This window comes from Ensifer sp. Root127, assembly GCF_001425225.1.
In the GTDB taxonomy this organism is placed as follows: domain Bacteria; phylum Pseudomonadota; class Alphaproteobacteria; order Rhizobiales; family Rhizobiaceae; genus Ensifer; species Ensifer canadensis.
The window spans coordinates 338,296-358,056 of record NZ_LMDX01000012.1; the positions used below are offsets into that span (position 1 = coordinate 338,296).

The 19,761-nt window shown below is 60.8% G+C and carries 16 protein-coding genes; 10 read left to right on the top strand and 6 right to left on the bottom strand.

The features are described from left to right. Positions 1 to 116: 116 nt before the first annotated feature. Positions 117 to 2,012, top strand: coding sequence for a murein L,D-transpeptidase (locus ASD03_RS16240; protein ID WP_025427242.1), 1,896 nt, complete (start codon positions 117 to 119; stop codon positions 2,010 to 2,012). Positions 2,013 to 2,265: 253 nt separating this feature from the next. On the opposite strand, the gene ASD03_RS16245 is transcribed toward ASD03_RS16240, so the two are convergent. After that, positions 2,266 to 2,943 carry an HAD family hydrolase gene (locus ASD03_RS16245; protein ID WP_025427241.1) on the bottom strand — a complete coding sequence of 226 codons (678 nt, stop codon included), beginning with the start codon at positions 2,941 to 2,943 and terminating at the stop codon, positions 2,266 to 2,268. Positions 2,944 to 3,166: 223 nt separating this feature from the next. Between ASD03_RS16245 and rpiA the strand changes: the two genes are divergently transcribed. The 5 genes from rpiA (at position 3,167) to ASD03_RS16270 (ending at position 8,281) form a co-directional block, all read left to right on the top strand. Beyond that, a complete protein-coding gene (gene rpiA, locus ASD03_RS16250) occupies positions 3,167 to 3,862 on the top strand; it encodes a ribose-5-phosphate isomerase RpiA (RefSeq protein WP_025427240.1) in 696 nt (231 codons plus the stop codon). Positions 3,863 to 3,983: 121 nt separating this feature from the next. Further along, positions 3,984 to 4,532, top strand: coding sequence for a DUF2059 domain-containing protein (locus ASD03_RS16255; RefSeq protein WP_025427239.1), 549 nt, complete (start codon positions 3,984 to 3,986; stop codon positions 4,530 to 4,532). A gap of 218 nt (positions 4,533 to 4,750) precedes the next feature. Then, entirely contained in the window at positions 4,751 to 6,142 is a 1,392-nt protein-coding gene (gor, locus tag ASD03_RS16260; protein WP_025427238.1) for a glutathione-disulfide reductase, read from the top strand. Positions 6,143 to 6,387: 245 nt separating this feature from the next. Then, positions 6,388 to 7,761 (top strand): 3-deoxy-7-phosphoheptulonate synthase class II, encoded by a 1,374-nt coding sequence (locus ASD03_RS16265; protein ID WP_025427237.1) that lies wholly within the window; start codon positions 6,388 to 6,390, stop codon positions 7,759 to 7,761. A 121-nt stretch (positions 7,762 to 7,882) separates the two neighbouring features. Next, positions 7,883 to 8,281 carry a GFA family protein gene (locus ASD03_RS16270; RefSeq protein WP_025427236.1) on the top strand — a complete coding sequence of 133 codons (399 nt, stop codon included), beginning with the start codon at positions 7,883 to 7,885 and terminating at the stop codon, positions 8,279 to 8,281. A gap of 94 nt (positions 8,282 to 8,375) precedes the next feature. Here the strand turns inward: ASD03_RS16270 and ASD03_RS16275 are convergent, their stop codons facing one another. The 5 genes from ASD03_RS16275 to ASD03_RS16295 all read right to left on the bottom strand — a co-directional run bounded on the left by ASD03_RS16275 (position 8,376) and on the right by ASD03_RS16295 (position 14,576). Next, positions 8,376 to 9,326: a hypothetical protein gene (locus ASD03_RS16275; RefSeq protein WP_038576148.1), complete on the bottom strand. Its 951-nt coding sequence runs from the start codon at positions 9,324 to 9,326 to the stop codon at positions 8,376 to 8,378. 162 nt (positions 9,327 to 9,488) lie between these two features. Further along, positions 9,489 to 11,228 (bottom strand): pilus assembly protein TadG-related protein, encoded by a 1,740-nt coding sequence (locus ASD03_RS16280; RefSeq protein WP_057214304.1) that lies wholly within the window; start codon positions 11,226 to 11,228, stop codon positions 9,489 to 9,491. Position 11,229: 1 nt separating this feature from the next. Beyond that, positions 11,230 to 11,652, bottom strand: a complete 423-nt coding sequence (locus ASD03_RS16285) for a TadE/TadG family type IV pilus assembly protein (RefSeq protein ID WP_025427233.1) — start codon at positions 11,650 to 11,652, stop codon at positions 11,230 to 11,232. A gap of 195 nt (positions 11,653 to 11,847) precedes the next feature. Then, a complete protein-coding gene (locus tag ASD03_RS16290) occupies positions 11,848 to 12,396 on the bottom strand; it encodes a DUF1003 domain-containing protein (protein ID WP_025427232.1) in 549 nt (182 codons plus the stop codon). A 257-nt stretch (positions 12,397 to 12,653) separates the two neighbouring features. Beyond that, the gene (locus ASD03_RS16295) at positions 12,654 to 14,576 is read right to left on the bottom strand and encodes an LTA synthase family protein (RefSeq protein ID WP_057214307.1); all 1,923 of its coding nucleotides are present in this window, start codon (positions 14,574 to 14,576) and stop codon (positions 12,654 to 12,656) included. A 269-nt stretch (positions 14,577 to 14,845) separates the two neighbouring features. On the opposite strand from ASD03_RS16295, the gene ASD03_RS16300 reads away from it, so the two are divergent. From ASD03_RS16300 to ASD03_RS16315, 4 genes are all read left to right on the top strand, one after another. Next, entirely contained in the window at positions 14,846 to 16,528 is a 1,683-nt protein-coding gene (locus ASD03_RS16300; protein WP_025427230.1) for an NAD+ synthase, read from the top strand. Positions 16,529 to 16,680: 152 nt separating this feature from the next. Next, on the top strand, positions 16,681 to 16,866 hold the full coding sequence (locus ASD03_RS16305; RefSeq protein WP_025427229.1) for a hypothetical protein: 186 nt from the start codon (positions 16,681 to 16,683) through the stop codon (positions 16,864 to 16,866). A 24-nt stretch (positions 16,867 to 16,890) separates the two neighbouring features. After that, positions 16,891 to 17,718 (top strand): TolB family protein, encoded by an 828-nt coding sequence (locus tag ASD03_RS16310; RefSeq protein ID WP_025427228.1) that lies wholly within the window; start codon positions 16,891 to 16,893, stop codon positions 17,716 to 17,718. Between the two features lie 267 nt (positions 17,719 to 17,985). Beyond that, positions 17,986 to 19,719: an ankyrin repeat domain-containing protein gene (locus ASD03_RS16315; protein WP_025427227.1), complete on the top strand. Its 1,734-nt coding sequence runs from the start codon at positions 17,986 to 17,988 to the stop codon at positions 19,717 to 19,719. Positions 19,720 to 19,761 lie beyond the last annotated feature (42 nt).

Sequence of the window (19,761 nt, forward strand, 5' to 3'; positions counted from 1 at the left end):
GGCGCGTTTCCTTTTCATTCACCATCCTTTTCTATAAGTTTTAGAGCACGAGGGCGTGGCGAGAATCTGGCTAAAGCCGAGTTCGGCGACAACGCGATACGGGGACGTAGTTTCACATGAGAATTTTCAAGACGGCAGCGATCGTAGCGCTCATGAGCAGCTGTTCGATTGCAACCTTCGATGTGCGGCCGGCTGCGGCCATCACGTTGATGGACCTTATCCGCGGCGGCAGACAGAAGACGCCGAAGCAGGAGATGCAGTCCGGCCAGCCGCTGCCCGGTGTCGGTTCCATGGGGCAGCCGCAGCAGAGGACGGTCTCCACGCCGCTGCCGAAGGTGACCGGCCCTCGCTATTATACCTACAAGGCGGAACCTCTGCGCCGGGTCGATACCGGTAGGCTGCTCGATCCGGTCGTCACCGGTTCTGTGCGCAACGAAGCGCTGCCGCCAATGCTGCGTGCGGCGCTCACCGATGCCCGTCAATTCATGCCTGACGTTGAGGTTCGCACGACCTCGAATGTGGCAAAAGCCATCGAGACCCATTACGGCTCGCGTTCTGATTTCGTCTGGATCGACGGCACCGGTGTCAACGCGCGCGCAAAGGGGGCGATTGCCGTTCTTGCCGATGCAGCAAAGGTCGGTCTCGATCCGCAGGATTATGCCGTTCAGGTGCCTGCTGATGAATTCGACCGCGGCGATATGATCGCGCGCGAAAAGGAACTTGTTCAGTTCGAAATCGCGCTGTCGGCGGCAACGCTTTCCTATGTCGAGGACACGGTGCGTGGCCGCATCGATCCCAACAAGATCTCCGGCTATCACGATTTCAAGCGCAAGACCGTCGATCTCTCAGCCTTCCTCGATAGGATGTCGGCAAGCTCCGATGTTGCCACGCTGCTCAACGATCAGAACCCGAAGAGCGAACAATTCGCTGCATTGTCGGTTGAACTCGAGCGCCTTCGTGCAGAGAAGAGCGTGGAACAGCGTGTCGAGATCGCGCCGGGCACGCTCCTGAAGCCGGGCCAAAGCAATCCGGAACTTGCCAACATCGTCGCCGGGATCCGCATCAAGGGTTCCGAGACGCTGAAGTCGGATCACGCCGCAGTGCTCGCGGCCTATCAAGGAACCCCTGAGTACACGCCTGAGCTGGTTCTGCTCGTCGAAGCGTTCCAGAAGGAGAATGGCCTGAAGGCCGATGGCGTCGTCGGTCAGGCGTCGCTGCGACTCCTGACCGGTGGCGACACCGTGGCAAGCAAGATCAACAAGCTCGAAGTCGCGATGGAACAGGCGCGCTGGCTTCCCGATGGGCTCGGCAACCGCTACGTCTTCATCAACCAGCCGGCCTTTACCGCGTCCTATAGCGACAATGGCGCCGAGCAGTTTTCGATGCGCGTCGTCGTCGGTTCAAAGGCGAACCAGACCTATTTCTTCCAGGATGAGATTCAGACCGTCGAGGTCAATCCATACTGGGGCGTGCCGCAGTCGATCATCATCAACGAGATGCTGCCGAAGCTGCGCAACGACCCTGGTTATCTCGATCGGATGGGCTATCAGGTTGAGATAGGCGGGCGCTCAGTGCCGTCGTCTTCCGTCAACTGGACCGGATCGACCGCCTCGGTTGCCGTGCGCCAGCCGCCGAGCAGCGACAACGCGCTTGGCGAACTGAAGATCCTGTTCCCGAATGCGCATGCCATCTACATGCACGACACGCCGTCGAAGAGCTTCTTCAAGCGTGACCAGCGCGCACTCAGCCACGGTTGCGTGCGGCTCGCCGATCCGCGCCGGATGGCAGCGGCCGTGCTTGGCACCAGCGTCGAGGATGTCGGCAAGGAAATCGGCGGCGGCAGCAACAAGGCGTTGCAGGTGCCGCAGAAGGTTCCTGTTTACGTCGCCTATTTTACCGCCTGGCCGAACAAGGACGGTGTCATCGAGTATTTCGACGACGTGTATGAGCGCGACATGTACGTGAACCGCGCCCTCGACGCCACCCGCGACGCTCGCCGGGCCGAGGGGTAAGTCCCAATTAGGCGATGGCGCCACTCGCACTGGCACCGTGTTCGACGACAGAATTTCAGACCCCGTGGAGCTTCTCCATGGGGTTTTTCGTTTAGGTGGTGGTGACGCGAGAGGAACGTAGCGTGTTTTTGCGATGCGAGAAGCGGCGCGACGCAGGAACCTGCTACGTGCGCGCTGCCAATGACGATTGATCTTAGTGGGCTCTATCCTCGATCAGATGCGGATCAAAACCTCAGGCCCAGCGCCCGCGCGCTTACTTGCCGTTGAAAAGCCCTGTCACCAGCGCCGGCGTCAACTCGTCGAAGTGGCGGATGATCACTGTCGGCTCCAGGCTTTCGATCGGCACGTCGGAATAGCCGAACGGCACGGCGATCGACGGGATCGCGGCGTTTCGGGCGACCAGAATATCGTTGAGGCTGTCACCGATCATCACCGAGTGCGCGGCACTGCCGCCGGCATTGGCGATCGTGCGCAGCAGGTGGTCGGCATTCGGCTTGCGGATTTCGAACGTGTCGCCACCGGAAACCGCCGCGAAGCGATCGATGAGGCCTAGGCGCTCGAGCAGCCGGTTTGCCAGCATCTCCGGCTTGTTGGTGCAGACTGCGAGCTTGAAGCCCGCCGCCGACAGCCGGTCGAGTGCGTTGAGCATGCCCGGGTAAGGCAGGGAATCACCCGGCATCGAGCCATGATAGAAGTCGACGAACTCCTTCATCTGCCAGGCCAACGCTTCTTCATCGAGCGGCTTGTTGCGAAGCGCAAAAGTCCGCTCGATCATCGCGCGGGCACCGTGGCCAACGAGATGGGTGAGGTCGCGGTAGGTGACCGGCTCGACGCCGGCCTGGGTCACCGCATGGTTGAGGCTCGCCACCAGATCCGGCGCCGTATCGACAAGGGTTCCGTCGAGATCAAAGACGACAATGGGGGAAGACAAGAGGTGAACCTCGCGTAGCCGGAAAGAGTTGTCGTTCGGGTAGGCGAAGTTGCAAGAGAATGCAATGGCAAGTGTGTGTGGGAAGGGACCAGGAATCCGGGCCGGGCCCCTGATTTTGGCTTTTGTTTGCAGCTTTGGGCGTGTAAGTGTCTCAGCGGAAAACGGATGGAGAAGGTGGGTAACCGCATCCACATCCGGTGGGTAAAAAGGGAGCGACTGGCGTATGGACGCCCGCCAAATGAAAATCAAAGCCGCGGCAGCGGCGCTCGAACATGTCGAAGACGGCATGCGTCTCGGCATTGGGACGGGATCGACTGCCGAGGAGTTCGTTCGGCTCCTGGCCGAGAAGGTCGCTGCGGGCTTCCGCATCGAAGGCGTTCCGACCTCCGAGCGTACTGCGCGGCTGTGCCTGGAGCTTGGCGTGCAGTTGAAGTCGCTGGACGAACTTCCGGAACTGGACCTGACGATCGATGGTGCCGACGAAGTCGATGGTCAGTTGCGACTGATTAAGGGCGGCGGCGGCGCATTGCTGCGCGAGAAGATCGTCGCGGCCGCTTCCAAGCGCATGATTGTCATCGCCGATGAATCGAAAGTCGTCGATGTTCTCGGCGCATTCAAGCTGCCGATCGAGGTCAATCCCTTCGGCCAGGTGGCAACGCGCATCGCCATCGAAAAGGTGGCCTCGCGTCTCGGTCTTTCCGGTGACATCTCCGTGCGCAACTCAGGCGACGGCCCCTTCAAGACGGACGGTGGACACCTCATTCTTGATGCATCTTTTGGCCGTATTCCTGATGCAGATGCGCTCGCGGGAGAGCTGAATGCCATTCCGGGCGTGGTCGAGCATGGACTTTTCATAGGCATCGCGTCGCTGGCAATTATTGCCGGACCGGAAGAGGCACGCATTCTGACCGCATCTTGAGCCGGTTCCCGTCGCTCCCTGGGGAGCAGGGGCCGGTGAAGAAAACAGGTTACCACACATGCGGGCCTGGCGGCGGCAATCGCCCCGGCAGCATGCGACAAACACAGGAGCATGGATAAAAATGAACAAACTCGCAGGTCTTGTCCGCACTTTCGCAGCCACCGCGGTTCTCCTTTCTGCATCCATTCCGGTTCAGGCTCAGGACGTGTCCGACGCCCAGATCAAGGCCGCGCGTGCGACCATCGCTGCACTCGGCGTGACCAACAACTTCGACAACATTCTGCCGAACCTCGCCGAGCGTCTGAAGAATACTCTGATCCAGGCTTCGCCGAACTTCCAGGAGCTGATCACCGCGACCGTCGACGAAAAGGCTTTGACCCTGGCAGCGCGTCGCGCCGATCTCGAAAACGAAGCCGCGACGATCTACGCCAAGACCTTTACGCTTGAAGAGCTGAACGCCATTACCGAGTTCTACAAGTCGACGGCCGGCAAGAAGCTTCTGAACGACGGCCCGATTGCTTCGCGCGAATTGTTGAAGGCGGCAGACATCTGGGCAGCCGGCGTGTCGCGCGACCTCAACACCGAAGCCACGAAGTCGCTCGACGCCAAGGTCGGCACTTCGGCTCCGCCACGTATTGAAGGCACCGTTGAGACACCGCCCGCCCAATAATCCGCGGTCGGTCGGAGAGAGCTCGGGTCAGCTGGGCTAAACATCACGTTTTGGGGAGCCCGGAGCAATCCGGGCTTTTCTTTTTCTGCAGTGCAACACTATATGTGCCTGCGACGGGGGACTGCCCCCCGAGCGGGGCGTGCCGCCGGCGAAAATGCCTGGTCCGCGGTCCCCTAATTGTCCTAATTGCAGCTTGCACGACCTTCAGGAGTTCGCCCATGCCCGCTTTCGACTATGACCTCTTCGTAATCGGTGGCGGTTCGGGTGGCGTCAGAAGCGGCCGGCTGGCGGCAAGTCTCGGCAAGAAGGTCGCGATCGCCGAAGAGTTCCGTTATGGCGGCACCTGTGTCATCCGTGGGTGCGTTCCGAAGAAGCTCTATGTCTACGCGTCGCAATATTCGGAACATTTCGAGGATGCGGCGGGTTTCGGCTGGACCGTCGGCGAAAGTCGCTTTGATTGGCAAAAGCTCGTCGCTGCCAAGGAGCAGGAGATCACGCGGCTCGAAGGCCTCTACCAGAAGGGGCTCGCCAATGCCGGCGCGGAGATCCTGCGTACACGGGCTGAGCTTGTCGGCCCGAATACGGTTCGCCTGCTCGACACTGGCAAGACCGTGACCGCCGAACGTATCGTCATTGCTGTCGGCGGCCACCCGACGCCGCATGACGCGCTGCCGGGCCATGAACTCTGCATTTCCTCCAATGAGGCTTTCGATCTGGCGGAACTGCCGAAGTCGATCCTGATTGCAGGCGGTGGCTATATCGCTGTCGAGTTCGCCAATATCTTTCATGGTCTCGGCGTCGAAACGACACTGATCTATCGCGGCAAGGAAATCCTCTCGCGTTTCGATCAGGATCTCCGCCGCGGCCTGCACACGGCGATGGAAGAGAAGGGCATCCGGATCCTTTGCGAAGACATCATCCAGTCGGTCACGACTGACGCCGACGGCAAGCGCGTGGCGCAGACGATGAAACACGGCCAAATCGCCGTCGATCAGGTGATGCTGGCGCTTGGCCGCGTGCCGAACACCAAGGGCCTCGGGCTCGAAAGCGCCGGGGTGAACACGGATGAGCGCGGCGCGATCGTCGTCGACGCCTTTTCGCGCACGAGCGCGCCCGGCATCTATGCCCTCGGCGACGTGACCGATCGCGTCCAGCTGACACCGGTCGCGATCCACGAGGCAATGTGCTTCATCGAGACCGAATACAAGAACAACCCGGTATCGCCCGACCACGACCTGATCGCCACGGCCGTCTTCTCCCAGCCGGAGATCGGCACCGTCGGCCTCAGCGAGGAGCAGGCTGCGCGTCAGTTCGAAGAACTGGAAGTCTATCGTGCCGAGTTCCGGCCGATGAAGGCGACGCTTTCCGGCCGGAAGGAAAAGATGATCATGAAGCTGATCGTCAACGCTGCCGACCGCAAAGTGCTGGGCGCCCACATCCTCGGGCACGATGCCGGCGAAATGGCGCAATTGCTCGGCATTTCGCTGAAGGCCGGTTGCACCAAGGACGACTTCGATCGGACGATGGCGGTGCATCCGACAGCATCGGAAGAGCTTGTGACGATGTATGCGCCGTCCTATCGCGTGCGTAAGGGCGAGCGGGTCGGCTGAGCAGGGCGGTTGCTTTGCTGACGCCGGAAACCATGAATTCTGGTAGGATGCCTTTCCAAGCCATCGCTTAACGTCTATAAGCCCGCATCCGCGAAGTCACCGGCTTCGAGCGGGCGCGAAGGCTTGGCCACGCGCTGAAGCGGGGCGCGCGGACGCAGTGAAATTTCCGAATACCGGGCGGTGTCGAAACCGTCAGGGCGCGACCCGCGCGGACCGACGTCCGCGGCAGACAACAGGTGATCGAAATGGCACAGACTTGGACTCCGAATAGCTGGCGGCAGAAACCCATCCAGCAGGTTCCGGATTATCCGGACCTTGCGGCTCTTGCGGCAACGGAAGCGAAACTCGCGAAGTATCCGCCGCTGGTGTTTGCCGGCGAGGCGCGGCGTCTGAAGACTGCTCTTGCCAATGTTGCCGAAGGCCGCGGCTTCCTGCTGCAGGGCGGCGATTGCGCCGAGAGCTTTGCCGAGCATGGGGCCGACACGATCCGCGACTTCTTCCGCGCGTTCCTGCAGATGGCCGTCGTTCTGACGTTCGGCGCTCAGCAGCCGGTGGTCAAGGTCGGTCGCATCGCTGGCCAGTTCGCCAAGCCGCGCTCCTCCAACATCGAGAAGCAGGGCGACGTCGAGCTGCCGAGCTACCGTGGCGACATCATCAACGGCATCGAGTTCACCGAAGCGGAACGCGTTCCGGATCCGGAACGGCAGATCATGGCCTACCGCCAGTCCGCCGCGACGCTCAACCTGTTGCGCGCTTTTGCGATGGGTGGCTATGCCAACCTCGACAACGTTCATCAGTGGATGCTCGGCTTCGTCAAGGATAGCCCGCAGGCAGAGCGCTACCGCAAGCTCGCCGACCGGATTTCCGAGACGATGGATTTCATGAAGGCGATCGGCATCACCTCTGAAAATCATCCAAGCCTGCGCGAAACCGATTTCTTCACCAGCCACGAGGCGCTGCTGCTCGGCTACGAGCAGGCGCTGACGCGTGTCGATTCCACCTCCGGCGACTGGTATGCGACTTCGGGCCACATGATCTGGATCGGCGACCGTACCCGCCAGCCGGACCACGCCCATATCGAATATTGCCGTGGCATCAAGAACCCGCTTGGCCTCAAGTGTGGCCCGTCGCTGACGGCTGACGGCCTTCTGGAACTGATCGATCTGCTCAACCCGGCCAACGAAGCCGGCCGCCTGACGCTGATTTGCCGCTTCGGCCATGACAAGGTTGCCGAGCACCTGCCGCGCCTCATCCGCGCGGTTGAACGCGAAGGCAAGAAGGTCGTCTGGTCCTGCGATCCGATGCACGGCAACACGATCACGCTCAACAACTATAAGACCCGCCCGTTCGAGCGGATCCTGTCGGAAGTCGAAAGCTTCTTCCAGATCCACCGTGCGGAAGGCTCGCACCCGGGCGGCATTCATATCGAGATGACCGGCAACGACGTTACCGAATGCACCGGCGGCGCCCGTGCGCTTTCGGGTGACGATCTCGCCGATCGCTACCACACCCATTGCGATCCTCGCCTCAATGCGGACCAGGCGCTGGAATTGGCGTTCCTGCTCGCCGAGCGCATGAAGGGCGGCCGCGACGAGAAGAAGCTGGTCGTCAACGGCTGATACTGAGGCATTGCCGCACGGTTCAGATTTTCTGAACCTCGAGCGGTCGCTATGAAATTGACAATGCCGGGCCGGCTCGCGAAGCTGGCCCGGCATTTCTCGTTTCAGGAGGTCGGGGACCATGTCGGATATTCACAGCGGCAGCTGCCTTTGCGCGGCAGTGCGGTTCAAGACGCGGGGCGAACTGCGCGAGTTGATCTTTTGCCATTGCACGCAATGCCGCAAGCAGACGGGCCTCTATTACGCCGCGACCAATGTGCTGGATCGCGACATGGAACTTGAGGGGGCGGAGGACGTGACCTGGTATCGTTCGAGCGATGGCGCGCAGCGTGGTTTTTGCCGCAACTGCGGCTCGGCTCTGTTCTGGAAATCCGATAGCGCCGAATACGTCTCGATCATGGCCGGCGCCTTTGAGAAGCCGACGGATCTCCTACCCGGCTATCACATATTCTGTGCCGACAAGGGCGATTTCTACGACATTAACGACGATCTGCCGAAGTTTGAAGCGGGCCGGTCGTAGGACCGTTCAAGCCACTTCCGGCCGCCAGGCGATGACGCGATCCGTGCGCGCGAACCTCCGGCGACGCCGGGCCGCACTTAGTGAAGGAAATGACCTATTTCGCCAACCGGACTGCACCGTCCGTGGCTCGCTCATAGGCATTGGCCAGGGCCGCGAGCTTTATAGCCTGCCAGCGACAATACTCGTCGACCAGTCCGGCGCTCATCCAAAAGCGTCCACGGGAGCCGTCGTTCGATCGGCCGATGAAACCTGTGTCCTGCGCTTTGGTGAACAGTCTGCGCACGTGCGTGTTGGAGATGGTGTAGTGGTTGGCAAGCTCGGCGAGATTGAGTTCCAGCCAGACCTTTCCGTCCACGGGCGTCAGGCTTTTCGGACGCGCCATGAGGTCATCGAGCAGCAAGCCCCCGCATTCGGTCCAAACGAAGATGGCAACGCCTTCGGGGGGCTCGCTCCAATTCTTGTCGGACAGGAGCATTCGCGCCGCGATCGGCTGCGTGCGTCCAAGGACAGAGGTGTCGGCCTCGACATGTTCCAGACGTCTGCCGCCATCGAGGCGGTCGAGCGTGCCCATTTGGCTCATGAACCAACGCATCATGGCGCTCTCGCTGACTTCCGTCGGCTCAAGTGGGCGAACCTTCTTGTTCGTCCGCTCACCTCTGACATCGCGCAGCAGCTTGTAGGCGAGCAGCTCGGACAGGAATGCGGCTGCCGTGTTCCTGCTTGCGCCGCCGGTCTCGCGCATGAACTTCAACAACCGCGCGGCAGTCACTCCCGAATCGGGGTGAGACGGGTCGCGCTCAAGATGAAGCGCGTAAGCGGCCTGGGTCAGCGTCCATTTCTGGTGGGAGGCGACGAGACGAGCCACACGTGGAAAAATATCATAGACCGCCATCAGATCGCGAGCGCTGATCTGCAGCGTCTCGCGCAGGAGCGGGTTGCGCAGCAATCCGTCCGCCGTGAAGGCGAGCGGTTTCTCCGGTGCAGCATCCCCCTGTTTTGCAACCAACTGCATCTGTCGCGCACGTCTCCCGACGATCTCTCGCATACGCCTCGGGTTCCGATCCCTCGCCACGTGTGCTTCGATACTACTCAACCCATCTGCATGTAGCAGCTCTACCTTGCCCATAACGTGCGAACCCGTCATTTTGTTCGAAAGCATCGGCAATCGATTTTCCGTTGCCAGTCCCTTTGTGCTGTCGCGAGGCTGTTACTGCACCAGTACCGGTGGCTGACATTTGACGCCGGTGACGCGGACATCGGCTTCTCCCACGCGTACCCCCACTAGGAGCAGCAGATTGTAGAGCAGATCGTCCACCGGTTTCGTGACCGCGGCCAAGGTCTGGGCAAGCGCCTGTTGCAGGATAGTCGGGCTGCCGAGCGTCAGGAACAACACCTGAATGTTCAAGTCCAGATTGTTGAGCAGGGTCTTCGTCGTCGACGACAGGATGTCCTTGGTCGAAACGCTCTTGATCGAGCGTGCGGCCACTTCGGCGGGGCTGAAGGTGAGGCGGGACGCTTGAAGGTTCTGCGCCTCGACGTGAGCGATGGCGTCGATCTTGACCGCCAGCGCATCGACGATGCGGGCGCGCTCGACCCGAGCGTCGAAGGAGAAACTCGAAAGCACCTTCGGATTGACGTCACCGACGGCGATCTCAGCGACGCCCGGCACCGCGTCGACGACGACTGCCGCGTTCTCCGGCTTGCCGCCGTAGCAACGGATGTCGGCAAGTTTGGCTTCTGCGTGGGCAAGCTCGACATAGATCGGCAACCGAATGCGCATACCGGCAAGGGCCGCAAGCCCGTCTATGCCCACCTCGACGGCAAGCCGGGTCTGCGCCGTGCGGACCGCTGCTCCTGGGGTTCCCAGGCGATAGCTCGGCGTTTCGACCGGCGGTTCGCCAATTGCGAGTTTCACCGTGGCCGAAGCTATGCCCGGAAGCCCGGCAACCGCGTTAAGCGCGATCTGATGCTCGCCGTTGGCGATGGCGGCGGCGGCCGAGACGATCTGCAGCGCACTCACCTTCATCGTCCAGTCGGAGCCGGCATCGATCCTCATGTCCTTTTTCGGGTCCAGATTGAGGATCTGCGCCAAGGTGAAGGTTTTCTTGTTGTTGGCCGTTGCCAGCTCGATGCTCTTGAGGGCAGAGGTCACCGTACCGGAGAGCCCCTGGAACAGCCGCATCGAAGACAGGAGCTGCGGCAGGGTCAAATTGGCGTCGAGCACGTCTTCATAGGAGGCGGAGGTCAGGCTGAGCTTGGTCGCGACGATCTTCAGGAAAGGCTGGATATCGATGTCGGCGTCGATCAGGGCGGTGTAGTCCATGACCTTCAGCGAAATGTTGGTGCCAAGCATCTGGCCGAGAATGGCATTGAGCAGGCCGTCATTCAGGCTGGCGAGGCGAGAGCCGACGGAAAAGGCGGCAACCTTCGAACTCGCCGCTGTCCCGACCACGCTCAAGTCCGGCGGTGCGGTGAAGAGGGAGGCAAGGAAGATCTGCCCCTTCTTTTCCAGGAGTACCTGGACCGCATCCGAAGGGGCGGCATCCCTGACGAAGCGCTGGCCGGCTGCGACGCCCGGATCGGGGACATACCGTCCACGCGTGACCGTTGCCACGCCGTCGACCTTTTCCGTCCCGACGTCGCCGGGCGGCAGAACCTTGCCATCGACGGTCAACAGGCCGGAGGGCGTCGCAACAGCGAAATTGACATGGTTGTTGGAGAAGTACTTGAGAACAGCCTGCTCGGCGGAGGAGACGTTCGATGCGGCGGCGATGGCAGCAAGATCGACGGTCGACTGCATTTCCTGCTTCTGGACCGTGAGGTAACCGTAGTCGATGCCAAGTCCCATGGAGGCGATCACGAGCGGCATGACGAGAGCGGCGGATATGCCGACGTTGCCACCTCTTGATCGGGCGAGGTGTGCTATTCCCGGCGCTTTCAAACCCATATCAGATACCTCCCAAACGGATCGTAGCGAAGCGCTCGATATTTTCGCTCGGCATGGCGAAAGTGAACATGTTGAAGATCGGGAGATCGCCGGCGTCGTACTTGATCCTCACGGTAAACTGGTTGGCGTTACCAGCATCGTCCTTGACGGTGACCGTCATACGGGACGGCTTGATGAAGGCTTGGTCCATGGTCGTGCGCTGGATGTAGTCCGTGGCAAGGCGTTCTCGCTCGCCTTCGGAAAGTCCGGCAATGGCGGTGCGCGCTGCGTCGGCGGCTATCTGCTGAATGGAGTGGGCCGCGCTGAGGTAGATGCCGTAGGCGATCAACGTCAACACACATAGAAAGAATAGAGGGGCGATGATTGCAAATTCAATTGCGGCAGCGCCATCGCGGCTGCCGAACAGGCGCGTTATTTTGGACATATCAGCAACTCCGACCGAACCGTGACTGCTTTTTCTCTGTCCCTGCGCCTTGACGGTGCTCCCCAAGTGTTAATTTTTCGATACGCTAATAGGTTGTTTCAATAGTCAGAAATAGCCTATTGTTGCAAAATACAAATTTGTGATTGAATTAGGAATCTTGCAGATTCTTGCGCGCTTTAGTGGCTTGTCCGGTGTCTATTCATTGTCGGGTATGTGCCGATACTGGGAAAGCTGGCGGTTAAGATTGGCGATGTCGGTCCTCAGCTCGGCGATCTCGCGCAGTAGCACATCGTCCACCTTGTGGTGCAGGGCGATCAACTCGACTTCCGACTTCAGATTGACCTCATAGTCCTTTGCCGCAGCGAAGCGATCGCGCTCGGCCTGCCGGTTCTGGGACATCATGATGACCGGCGCCTGCAGCGCCGCCAGCATCGAAAGCAGCAGGTTGAGGAAGATGAAGGGGTAGGGATCGAAGGCCCCGGTCACCAGCAAGACGGTGTTGATGATCACCCAGACGACGAGAAAGCCGCAAAAGCTGAGAATGAACCCCCAGGAGCCGCCAATCCTGGCAATGGCGTCGGCGAGCCGGTCGCCGACGGACAGCTCGGCGCTGAACGCGGCATTGGTGTCGGTTGCAACGGTGCGTCGTTCCTTGGCGCGGGTCAGGATGCGGCGCTCGATTTCGCCGAGCTCGGCCATCGGTTTGCCGAAGATGTGCTGCGAGAGTTCGTTCAAATGCGGCATGGCTATCTCCGGAAATGGATCGGACGATATCGAAAGCGTTTCGCGCAAAAGTGTGCGGCGGATTTGCGATAACGACACGGGCAAAAAACAAGAGCCTAAAGCGCAGTGAGCGAATCGGAAAGATCGCGACGCGCTTAAGCGCACCACTTCGACGAGGAAATCAACGGGATAGATGAGAAAGTGCACAGAGCCGGGCGGTTTACCGTCCGGCTCTGTTCAGAGGCCAGTGATGTCGCACGAACGTGTGCGGGTGTGGTTTAGAAGCCTGCGGCGTAGAGATCCGCGTGCGACTTGAAGAAGCGGTCGGTCGAGTAGCGCTTGCCGAACATCATGTCGTGCTGGAGGAAGCGATAGTCGCGCAGCAGGGCCGGGACCTTCGGCTGACGAGACCATTCGGCGACATCCTTGCCGTTCTTGCGGATCAGCATGTAGCGGTCGACGACGCGGTACTGGTCGTGCACCTTGCCGAGGAAGCCGGTATAGTAGGGATGCTCGTAGCCGGACTGCTTGAGGATCTGGTAGGAAAGGAAGGCCGGGCTGATCGTGCCGACATTCTTCTTCGGACCCGTCTTGTTCGACCAGACGACGAGCGGAGTTTCGTGCTGCGCCTTCATCTGGTCCTTCGAGCCCTTGCGCTCCGCGGTCACGCCCTTCATGAAACCGGTGTTGGTGTAGACCGTGTTCAACGGCGGCAGGTGGTCGCCGAAGAGCACGATGATGGTTTCGCGGTCACGTTGCTTGGCCCAGTCCATCAGCTTCTTCAGGCTCTCGTCGGCTTCCTTGACGCCCTGGGCGTAGGTTTCAAGCACCTGGCGATCGCTCTCCGGCAGGTTGCCTTCGACCTTGATGGTATTCTTGGCATAGCGGTTCGGCTCATAGGGGCCATGGCCCTGCAGCGTTACCGCGAAGAAGAAGAAGGGGTCATCCATGGCGTCCGCCTGGCGGATGATCTCCTTGGTCAGGGATTCGTCCGAGGCGAAAATGCCGCGCTTCTGCATCGGCGGCATATTCTCCTCCGACTTGAAGGTGTCGAAGCCGAAGGCCTTGTAGACGGCGGTGCGGTTCCAGAACCAGCTCTGGAACGGATGGATGGCACGCGAAACGTAACCCTCGCCACGGAAGAAGGTGGCAAGCGAGGGGATCGGATTGCGGATGTACTGTTGGTACGGAATGCTGCCATAGGGCAGGAAGGCATTCGAAAAGCCGGTCAGCGCTTCGAATTCGACATTGGCCGTCATGCCGCCGAACTCTGGCGAGAACACGTTGCCAGATTGCATTTCGCGGATCGTCGGCATCGGGTCGGGCGAAAGCTTGACGTTCGGCAGACGGGTCGGATCCCAGAAGGATTCGCTCATCAGCACGATGACGTCGGGCTTGCTGCGGTGGGAGGTGCCGGCCGGCAGCGGCTTGACCGGGATGCGATCGATCGCATCGGCCATGTAGCCGGCGGGCGCGTTGACGTTGGCCATCGGCAGATTGATCGCAAACGCCAGCGCAAAGCCGTTGTGACGATAGTTTTCGGTCTGGTCCCACATGATCGGGATGACCTTCAGGCGATCACGGATCCAGGAGAAGTGGTTGTAATCCATGATGTGCCAGAAGGCGAAGAGCAGCGGCAGCGCAAAAGCTGCGCGAGCGATGCGCTCGCGGCGTGTCAGCTTGGGGAAGTTGCGCCAGGCGTAACGCAGCAACAGGCCGATGGTTGTAACGGCTGCGATGAGGCCGACAACGATGCCGACGGCCGTCCACGGACGATCCTTGACAAGCACAGGCATCAATTCGAGGATCTGGCGGCCAAAGAGGAAGTCGGTCGGATAGAGCGGGTCGGAGAGAAAGACCTGCTTCTGCTGGCAGATGATGGCCGGTATGATCGCCAGCGGCGCGAGCACCACGGCGGACTTGTGTTCGCGGCCGAAAACGCCATCGATGGCGAGAAGGATCAGGAAGAATGCACCGATGGTGGTCCATGCGGGGCGCGTCGGATCGAGGAAGTAGGCGACCGTGTCGGCCATGGACTGGCGCACGATCAACTCGACTGCAAAAACGAGGGCTGCCGCGATCGACAGCGAGAACAATGCACTGCGTGCGGAGGTCAGCGTCTTGGCGTGCCGCGCGGCAAATCCGGGTCTACCAGCGTAGACTCGTGATCTCCTCGCTACGGCTGAATCGATATTGGCCAACGTCTTCTCCAATTTCATCAATGTGTCGTGTAACTGTCATACGACTGTCATTTTGAACAGGGGATGAATGACTTGTTCAGGGTGTTTGGAAACAGGTTTTCGTGACGTGAGGACGCGCGAGCCGGCGCCGATAACAAACCGGAAACGCAGAATTTTTTGGAATTTTTCGCTTCGCGGCGATTGGCTGTGGGCATTTTCGCGCGGATTGCGCTAAAGATCGGGGCGAAAGTCAGACGCATTCGTTCGAGAACAGACCGACAGGCCCGCTCATGACCGCTCACAAAGCCGCTCCCACCCTGCTTCGTATCGCAATCGCCCAGCTCAATCCGACCGTCGGCGATATCGCCGGAAACCTGGCGAAAGCGCGTGAGGCGCGCGCCGATGCGGCGCGCCAGGGCGCCGACCTCCTGCTGCTCACCGAGCTCTTCATTTCCGGCTATCCGCCGGAGGATCTGGTTCTCAAGCCTGCTTTTCTCAAGGCCTGTTTACAGGCGGTGGAAAAGTTGGCCGAGGAGACCGCCGACGGCGGCCCGGGCGTCATTATCGGCTTCCCGCGCCTGGCCAAGACCGGGCGCCACAATGCCGTCGCCGTGCTCGATGGCGGCAAGATCATTGCGGTACGCGACAAGGTCGATCTGCCGAATTACGGCGAGTTCGACGAGAAGCGGGTGTTCGACCAGGGCGAGATGCCAGGGCCGGTCAATTTCCGCGGCATTCGCATTGGTATCCCGATCTGCGAGGACATCTGGGGCGATCTTGGTGTGTGCGAGACACTGGCGGAAAGCGGCGCCGAAATCCTGCTGTCACCGAACGGCTCGCCCTATCATCGCGGCAAGGTGGACGTGCGCCATCAGGTCGTGCTCAAGCAGGTGATAGAGACCGGCCTGCCGATGATCTATGCCAACCAGCTCGGCGGTCAGGATGAACTGGTGTTCGACGGCGCGAGCTTCGCCTTCAACACGGACAAGTCGCTCGCCTTCCAGATGAGCCAGTTCGAGGAGGCGCTGTCGATCGTCGAATGGAAAAAGGGCGACAATGGCTGGCACTGTGCCGGCGGCCTGCAATCGCGCCTGCCGGAGCGGGAGGAGGCAGACTATCGCGCCTGCATGCTCGGCTTCCGCGACTACGTCAACAAGAACGGTTTCAAGAACGTCGTGCTCGGCCTGTCCGGCGGCATCGACTCGGCGATCTGCGCAGCACTTGCCGTTGATGCGCTCGGCGAGGAGCGGGTACGCACGATCATGCTGCCTTACCGCTACACCTCGAAGGACTCGCTGAAGGACGCCAAGGATTGCGCCGAAGCGCTCGGCTGCCGCTACGATATCGTGCCGATCGAAGAGCCGGTCGAAGGATTTCTCGGCGCGCTGGCCGATATGTTCGAGGGCACGGAATCGGGCATCACCGAGGAAAACCTGCAGAGCCGCACGCGCGGCACGATCCTGATGGCCGTCTCCAACAAGTTCGGCTCGATGGTGGTCACCACCGGCAACAAGTCGGAAATGTCGGTCGGCTACGCCACGCTCTATGGCGATATGAACGGCGGCTTCAATCCGATCAAGGACCTCTACAAGATGGAGGTCTATGGCATCTCGCGCTGGCGCAACACCACCGTGCCGCCGGGCGCGCTCGGTCCATCCGGCGTGGTCATCCCGCAAAACATCATCGACAAGGCGCCGTCGGCCGAGCTTCGCCCCAACCAGACGGACCAGGATTCACTGCCGCCCTATCCGGTGCTCGATGACATTCTGGAGTGCCTCGTCGAAAAGGAGATGAGCACGGAGGAGATCGTTGCTCGTGGTCATGACGAGACAACGGTACACCGCATCGAACATCTGCTCTATATCGCCGAATACAAGCGCCGACAGTCGGCGCCCGGCGTGAAGATCACCAAGAAGAATTTTGGCCGCGATCGGCGCTATCCAATCACCAACCGGTTCCGCGATCGGGGATAGACGGTGAGCGCATCCCCGAAGGGCGGGACGGCAAGGAAAGCCAGCCGGAGTTCACCGAGGAGGAAATCCGGCTGATCCGGCTGTGGTCGCTGAGCGACGTTTCTGCCGGTGGGCAGCTTTCGGCGCAGATCGCCTGTTTCGCGACGCCGGCCGTGTTCGGTGTCTATGGTCTTGCGACCGGTAGTCTCGTCACCGTCGGCGTCGCCTTCGTCTGCATTCTTCTGCTGCTGGCCTGGGGCTTGGTCTCGACCTGGCAAGACCAGCGCAGCGTCATCTTGATGCGGTCGATCTGCGCCAAAGTCTTGGCGGTGCTGCCACGGGGCGAAGAAAGCAAATAGCTGCGGTTGCGGCAGGAGAAGCGTATGCGCAGTTCCATCGAAACCTATGACATCGTTACCGCCGAGACTCGCGTCGTCTGGCAGACGGAGCGGCTGGTCGAGGCGCCGAATTGGTCTCCGGACGGGCGATATCTCATCATCAATGGCGACGGCCGGCTTTACCGGCTGGCCTTCGACGGCTCGGAGCCGGTCGAGATCGAAACCGGCTTTGCCCATCTCTGCAACAATGACCACGGCATTTCGCCTGATGGCAGCACGATTGCGATCAGCGACAAGACCGAGTTCGGCAAGTCGGCGATCTACCTGCTGCCGGCTTCTGGCGGCACTCCGCGGCTTGTCACCCCCAACCTCCCGTCCTACTGGCACGGCTGGTCGCCGGATGGCGGCGCACTGACCTATTGCGGTATTCGTGATCAGGTCTTCGATATCTATACGATCTCGGTCGAAGGCGGCGAAGAGCGGCGACTGACGCAGGGCGAAGGCCGCAACGACGGGCCGGACTGGTCGCCGGATGGAGCGTGGATCTACTTCAACTCCAGCCGCACTGGCCGCATGCAGATCTGGCGCGTTCGTCCCGACGGCACCGACGTTGAGCGCGTGACCGACAGCCCCTATGGCGACTGGTTCCCGCATCCGTCGCCCGACGGAAGACACCTTCTGGTTCTCTCCTATGACGGCGATGTCTTCGATCATCCGCGGGACCTGAACGTCCGTCTGCGATTGATGGAGATGGATGGCAGCAACGCGCGCGAGCTGTTCGAGCTCTTCGGCGGGCAGGGCACGATGAATGTTCCCAACTGGTCGCCCAAGGGGGATCGCTTTGCTTTCGTTCGCTACGAACCGGAAAGCTGAGAAGCCTACAGCGCCGCGCGTCTTATCAGACGCGCAAAGGTCGCTGTAGCACTTTGAATTGCTGCATGTTTTATCCTTAAATCGGATAGGATTTAAGGAAACATGCAGTGGACAAGAATATCGGCTGCGTGCTAGCGATCGTGTCGTTCGCAGGGCGCACCCGATCCGCGGGAAGGGCCAGACCCACCTGTTTCACTGGACTTGGTTGCCACACCTCTTTTCAGTCTGTGGGCGCGGATACCGGACGTGAATGAAAGGAGGTCTTTCATGATCACGCGCGATCTTTCCGCGAACGCTACCCTCTATTCCATCCGCAAGCAGGCCAAGGCTTTTCACAAAGCCCTGAAGGCTGGCGATGCCGCGGCACGCCAGCGGGCGCTGTCCTATTTCTCCGAGCCGGCCACAATCGGCCTGCAGGATGCCCAACTGGTCATCGCCCGGGAGTTCGGCTTCTCCAGCTGGACCCGATTGAAAACGCATCTCGAACGCGCTCAGGGCGGCAAGCCCGCCACCGAACAGCTTGCCAATCGCTTCCTCGCATTGGCGACCGTGTCCTATTTCGGCGACATCGCTGCGGACCCGGAGCGATATGCCCAGGCGAAAGCCTTGCTCGACGAGCATCCAGAAATTGCCCGTGAAAGCATCCATGTAGCAGCCGCTCTTGGCGATGGCGACGCCATCGACCGTTGGCTCGACACGGATCCGAAACTCTCCGGCAAGCGTGGTGGGCCTTACGATTGGGAGCCTCTGCTCTACGCGGCCTATGCCCGCGTTCCCGGCAGATCTTCCCTTGCAGCGGCTGAACGGCTCATTGCGTGTGGCGCCGATGCCAATGCCTTCTGGATGGACGACGGGCAATATCGTTTTACCGCGCTGACGGGCGTCTTCGGCCAGGGCGAGGCGGGCAAAGAGCGTCAGCCAGAACATCCGGATTGCGTCGCCTTTGCCGAACTCCTGCTTAAGGCCGGCGCTACGGCCAATGATAGCCAGGCGCTCTATAACCGCATGTTCGAGCCCGATAACACCTGCATCGGTCTTTTGTTGCGGTATGGGCTAAGCGCAAAGGACAGGAACAACTGGCTTGTCCGCGAAGACGGTCAGTTGATCGAGAACAGCGAAAGGGTCTTCGACTATCAACTTGCCTGGGCGCTGGAAAAGAAGATGACGGACCGTGTGCGGCTGCTGGTCGAGCATGGGGCCGACGTAAACCGCGTCGTGAAAGGTCGCACGCCCTACCAATGGGCCGAGCTCGGCGGTGATCCGACCCTTGCCGGCTATCTGGTGGCCCATGGCGCCACGGTCGCGGAACTCACCGATGTCGATCGCCTCGCGCGGGCGATCGGTGAGGGAAATGCGACGGCGGCAAAGGCGCTGGCAGCCGGGGATGCGGCGCTTGTTTCGCGCACGCAGGCGGCCCATCCGGCGATCCTGCATGAGGCTGCGGGTGAAGCCCAGCCGGCCCAGGTGGCGCTGATGCTGTCGCTCGGCTTCGACGTCAACCGCATGACGTCGCGCACACCGCTGCACGAGGCGGCATTGCACGGGCATATCGAGATGGCGAAGCTGCTGATCGCGCATGGTGCCAACACCATGGCGCGCGACCCGTATCATCACGCACCGCCGATCGGCTGGGCCGAATACAACGGCAAGGCCGATATGGTGCGCTTCCTCGAGACACAGCCGCTCGACCTGTTTGCGGCCGCTGCCTTCGACAAGGGAGAGCGGGTGCTCGAGATCGTCAATGAAAAGCCGGAGTTGCTCGACATCCCCTTCGGTCAGTTCCGTGGGCGTGGGCGGCCAAACCCGCAGAGCGACTGGATGACGCCGCTCGCTATCGCTGTCGTCAACAGGAGGCCATCCGTGGTGAAGCTGTTGCTCGAAAAAGGCGCGAACGCCAACCTGCGTGATGGTACTGGTACGAGGTCGATCCGCGACCTGGCGCGCGACGAAGGCGACGACGAAATCGTCTCCTTGTTGCGTCCGGCTGTGCAGTCCAACTAACAGTCGCACGACTGGTGATTGTCGGCTTTACTAGGCGGTTGA